Origin of the sequence: Niveispirillum lacus (genome assembly GCF_002251795.1) — a bacterium.
Classification (GTDB): Bacteria; Pseudomonadota; Alphaproteobacteria; order Azospirillales; family Azospirillaceae; genus Niveispirillum; species Niveispirillum lacus.
In genome coordinates this window covers 1-1,986 of the sequence record NZ_NOXU01000001.1, presented here as the reverse complement: position 1 = coordinate 1,986, position 1,986 = coordinate 1, and the positions used below count along the sequence as shown (strand labels likewise).

Sequence of the window (1,986 nt, the reverse complement as noted above, 5' to 3'; positions counted from 1 at the left end):
TTGGACGCGAACCATGAGATTGTGCCCATCCTGAACAAGGTAGACCTGCCCGCCGCCGATGTGCCGCGTGCCGACAGGGTATTTCAGAAAATTCTGCAACCGGTGGCGGATAGGCCGCATATCGCGGCTACACCCGCACCGTCACCAGGATGGATGGCTTAATCAGGGGGCGGCGTGACCGTCCCTGGCAAAAATCACAAACGGGTGCGGCCATGGTCCAGGAAGCGATGTTCAAATCACTGACACGCCGGTCAATGTTCGGCGGGATGGTGGGAATGGGGGCCATGGCGGCATCGGCCCCATCCTTTGCCGCCACCCCGGCGGCCAAGGGCAATCGGCGCCCCCTTGATGTGATGGACCCGCGCGAAAACCTGTTGGCTTTGGCAAGATGTGGGGCACGCTGGGCCCGAAATCCGTCTTTTCCGCCTATCAGGGCGTGCAATATGCCATCGTCGGCGACAAGCGGGCGATGCCGGTTTTCGGATATTGCGGGTTTGGCAATTGCCGCAACATCATCCTGCCCGATGGCTCGTTGAAGGTCCTGAGCAAGGAATGCGGCTATTATACTGATCTGGCTACGGGCGAAATCCTGGATGAATGGAACAATCCCTGGACCGGGGAACGGGTGAAGGAATTCCCCTTTCTGAATGACCGCTGGCGCGGCACCCTGACCGTGGAACAGTAAGTATTCCGGATGGGCGACAGCGAGACCATCAATAACGATAACGGCACCAAGGGCCAGAAGGGTAAGCCCTTCCTTCTACCGTGGCAGCGTATTGGCGACCAGTATCTGTTAAGCTGGGACTACGCGCATGGATATACTACCCGGTGACCCCGGAAGGCTGGCCCAAGGCGTCCACCGGCAAACGCGTCAACCCGTCCGAGCATTTCACCATCTTCACCCCAGCCGCGGAAATTGACGACCGGTCGCTACCATCCGCGCGCTATCACGCGGGGCTTATGCGTCAGCCCCCCTGGTGGCCGTGGATGCGCATGGGGCAAAGCGGGGTGCACGGTGTGCTGATGGGCCGCATGCACAGCTATAAAGTCACAGGCACGGTAGAGGATATCCCCAGGACCGCGCTGAAAGGCGTGGAACGCGAACGCCCCGACCTTCTGGAGAACCAACCGATGGCCCCGATGACGGCCTGCGCGGCACCCTGGAAGCCCATGCCGAGGATGTGCCGCCAAAGAGGTACCGGGCTACGTCTCCCCTCTGGCCGGCAAGCGCCAGGGTTAGAAAGGGTAGGGGCTATTCCGCGGCGGCACCCATTGGATGGGGTGCCGCCAATAGGCGGACATGTGCCAGTGAAAACGGCACGTCGTTGGTCGATCTGAATAAAGTCGAGATTTTAGATAATATTTCAACTGGATATCAGAGGTTCAGGGCTTTCAATGCCAAGTCTCTGCCAAATTCATATCCTACGCTGAATGAAAGAACAGCTATCAATCCAAGGCAGCAATGTTTCAACAGCCGATCAGAAGAATTTAGTCCTTTCAACATTCGACGCTCCCTAACTGGCCGTTATTACATACAGGCAGCTACCCCTGCGTCACATACATTGTGTCTGACTCTCAGGCAAACCAAATGTGCCGCACGCTTTTCCAGCTTGGTTAGGTGATATTAAGCCCTGGTTGAAGGGTGGTATCAAGGGAAAATCAGAATGGTTTCACAGATATTGCGGGCTGCATACGGGCGCATTACCGAACATCTGCATTCTTAATATTCAGGTCACTGGCCAATACTCTGTTTGCAATATTTCCGTGTTCTGGCATTGCCATCCGTGTCCGCGAATCGCCGCCCCCATCGCACCGCACATCACCCCTGCTACCCCCCGGCCCGCACGGTCATTGCCTTCCGCCCCCTGTCCACCTATCTTCCGCCCCAATCGTTTTTCCTGGCGCTGCTGAGTCCATGACCGACCTGTCGAAGATCCGTAACTTTTCCATCATCGCCCATATCGACCATGGCAAGTCGACGCTGGC

At 57.3% G+C, this 1,986-nt stretch carries 4 protein-coding genes; 3 read left to right on the top strand and 1 reads right to left on the bottom strand.

Annotated features, from left to right (window positions below; translation table 11 throughout):
• Positions 1 to 127: 127 nt before the first annotated feature.
• Positions 128 to 334, bottom strand: a complete 207-nt coding sequence (locus CHU95_RS22245; RefSeq protein WP_094452472.1) for a hypothetical protein — start codon at positions 332 to 334, stop codon at positions 128 to 130.
• Between the two features lie 54 nt (positions 335 to 388).
• Between CHU95_RS22245 and CHU95_RS00005 the strand changes: the two genes are divergently transcribed.
• The 3 genes from CHU95_RS00005 to CHU95_RS23155 all read left to right on the top strand — a co-directional run.
• Entirely contained in the window at positions 389 to 685 is a 297-nt protein-coding gene (locus CHU95_RS00005; protein WP_094452470.1) for a DUF1838 family protein, read from the top strand.
• Positions 686 to 765: 80 nt separating this feature from the next.
• Positions 766 to 1,338: a DUF1838 family protein gene (locus CHU95_RS23160; RefSeq protein ID WP_106408826.1), complete on the top strand. Its 573-nt coding sequence runs from the start codon at positions 766 to 768 to the stop codon at positions 1,336 to 1,338.
• A gap of 550 nt (positions 1,339 to 1,888) precedes the next feature.
• Positions 1,889 to 1,986: GTP-binding protein (locus tag CHU95_RS23155; protein ID WP_425435927.1), on the top strand; the 98-nt coding region annotated here is incomplete at its 3' end.